The organism is Vibrio sp. 10N.286.46.A8 (assembly GCF_041470165.1).
Taxonomy (GTDB): Bacteria; Pseudomonadota; Gammaproteobacteria; order Enterobacterales; family Vibrionaceae; genus Vibrio; species Vibrio tasmaniensis_A.
The window spans coordinates 1-2,954 of sequence record NZ_JBFRLX010000304.1 but is presented as its reverse complement, the minus strand read 5'-3'; the positions used below and the strand labels follow the sequence as shown (position 1 = coordinate 2,954).

Here is a 2,954-nt window from a genome sequence, read left to right as displayed (position 1 = left end):
GAGTTTATCGGTTTAAACCGATAAACTCTTTATTGAGGGTGACAAAGAATATGACGACTAAACCAGTATTGTTGACTGAAGCAGAAATAGAGCAACTTCACCTTGAAGTGGGCCGTTCTAGCTTAATGGGCAAAACCATTGCAGCGAACGCGAAAGACCTAGAAGCGTTCATGTGCTTACCTATTGATGTTCCTGGTCACGGAGAAGCGGGTGGTTACGAGCATAACCGCCATAAGCAAAACTACACGTACATGAACTTAGCTGGTCGCATGTTCTTGATCACTAAAGAGCAAAAGTACGCTGACTTTGTTACAGAACTACTAGAAGAATACGCAGACAAATATCTAACGTTTGATTACCACGTACAGAAAAACACTAACCCTACAGGTCGTTTGTTCCACCAAATCTTGAACGAACACTGCTGGTTAATGTTCTCAAGTTTGGCTTACTCTTGTGTTGCTTCAACACTGACACAAGAGCAGCGTGACAACATTGAATCGCGCATTTTCGAACCAATGCTAGAAATGTTTACGGTTAAATACGCACACGACTTCGACCGCATTCACAACCACGGTATTTGGGCAGTAGCCGCTGTGGGTATCTGTGGTCTTGCTCTAGGCAAGCGCGAGTACCTTGAAATGTCAGTGTACGGCATCGACCGTAACGATACTGGCGGCTTTCTAGCTCAAATTTCTCAGCTGTTTGCACCTTCTGGTTATTACATGGAAGGTCCTTACTACCACCGTTACGCGATTCGCCCAACATGTGTTTTCGCTGAAGTCATTCACCGTCATATGCCTGAAGTTGATATTTACAACTACAAAGGCGGCGTGATTGGTAACACGGTACAAGCCATGCTTGCGACGGCTTATCCGAACGGTGAGTTCCCGGCTCTGAATGATGCTTCTCGTACAATGGGTATCACAGACATGGGTGTTCAGGTTGCAGTCAGTGTTTACAGTAAGCACTACTCTTCAGCTGAGGGTGTTGACCAAAACATTCTTGGTATGGCGAAGATTCAAGACGCAGTATGGATGCACCCATGTGCTCTTGAGTTATCTAAAGCATACGAAGCGGCTTCTGCTGAAAAAGAAATCGGCATGCCTTTCTGGCCAAGTGTTGAATTGAACGAAGGCCCTGAAGGTCACAACGGCGCGCAAGGTTTTATCCGCATGCAGGATAAGAAAGGCGACGTTTCTCAGTTAGTGATGAACTACGGCCAACACGGCATGGGTCACGGCAACTTCGATACGCTGGGTATTTCTTTCTTCAACCGAGGTCAAGAAGTGCTACGTGAATACGGCTTCTGCCGTTGGGTGAACGTTGAGCCAAAATTCGGCGGTCGTTACCTAGATGAAAACAAATCTTACGCACGTCAAACGATTGCTCATAATGCAGTAACCATTGATGAAAAATGTCAGAATAACTTTGACGTTGAGCGTGCAGACTCAGTACACGGCTTGCCTCACTTCTTTAAAGTAGAAGACGAGAAAATCAACGGCATGAGTGCATTTGCTAACGATCACTACCAAGGTTTTGACATGCAACGCAGCGTGTTCATGTTAAACCTTGAAGAGCTTGAATCTCCGCTATTGTTAGACCTTTACCGCTTAGACTCTACAAAAGGCGGCGAAGGCGAGCACCAATACGACTACTCACACCAATATGCAGGTCAGATTGTTCGCACTAACTTTGAATACCAAGCAAACAAAGAGTTAAACACGCTAGGCAGCGATTTCGGTTATCAACACTTATGGAACGTGGCAAGTGGTGAAGTGAAGGGCACAGCACTTGTGAGCTGGCTACAAAACAACACGTACTACACTTGGCTAGGCGCAACGTCTAACGACAATGCTGAAGTTGTCTTTACTCGCACTGGTGCTAACGATCCAAGCTTCAACCTACGTTCAGAGCCTGCATTCATTTTACGTAGCAAAGGCGAAACAACACTGTTCGCTTCTGTTCTAGAAACGCACGGTTACTTTAACGAAGAGTTCGAACAATCAGTAAATGCTCGCGGCGTTGTGAAAGACATCAAGGTTGTAGCGCATACAAACGTCGGTTCAGTCGTCGAAATCACCACAGAGAAGTCAAATGTGACAGTGATGATCAGCAACCAACTTGGCGCGACTGAGAGCACTGAACACAAAGTAGAACTGAACGGTAAAGTATACAGCTGGACAGGCTTCTACTCAGTAGAAACAATTTTAAACCCAGAATTAGCAAGCACAGCAGAGCAGGGGAAATAATAATGAGCTATCAACCACTTTTACTTAACTTTGAGGAAGCAGCAGAGCTTCGTAAAGAACTTGGCAAGGATAGCCTTTTAGGTAACGCACTGACTCGCGACATTAAACAAACTGACGCTTACATGGCGGAAGTTGGCATTGAAGTACCAGGTCACGGTGAAGGCGGCGGTTACGAGCACAACCGTCACAAGCAAAACTACATCCATATGGATCTAGCGGGCCGTTTGTTCCTTATCACTGAGGAAACAAAGTACCGTGATTACATCGTTGATATGCTAACAGCGTACGCGACGGTGTACCCAACACTTGAAAGCAACGTAAGCCGTGACTCTAACCCTCCGGGTAAGCTGTTCCACCAAACGTTGAACGAAAACATGTGGATGCTTTACGCTTCTTGTGCGTACAGCTGTATTTACCACACCATTTCTGAAGAGCAAAAGCGTCTGATCGAAGACGATCTTCTTAAGCAAATGATCGAAATGTTTGTTGTTACTTACGCACACGACTTCGATATCGTACACAACCACGGTTTATGGGCAGTGGCTGCAGTCGGTATCTGTGGTTACGCAATCAACGATCAAGAGTCAGTAGACAAAGCGCTTTACGGCCTGAAACTCGACAAAGTAAGCGGCGGTTTCTTAGCGCAACTTGACCAACTGTTTTCGCCAGACGGCTACTACATGGAAGGTCCTTACTACCACCGTT

2 protein-coding genes are annotated in these 2,954 nt (G+C 45.8%); both read left to right on the top strand.

Annotated elements, in window-relative coordinates; all coding sequences use genetic code 11:
* Positions 1-50: 50 nt before the first annotated feature.
* Complete coding sequence (locus AB4232_RS21855; protein WP_372088004.1) at positions 51-2,249, top strand: heparinase II/III family protein; 2,199 nt, start codon at positions 51-53, stop codon at positions 2,247-2,249.
* A 2-nt stretch (positions 2,250-2,251) separates the two neighbouring features.
* Positions 2,252-2,954: alginate lyase family protein (locus AB4232_RS21850; RefSeq protein WP_372088003.1), on the top strand; the 703-nt coding region annotated here is incomplete at its 3' end.

Bases quoted from the DNA above. Each gene is read 5' to 3' on its own strand.
- AB4232_RS21855 (WP_372088004.1), top strand. From the start codon at position 51: ATGACGACTAAACCAGTATTGTTGACTGAAGCAGAAATAGAGCAACTT.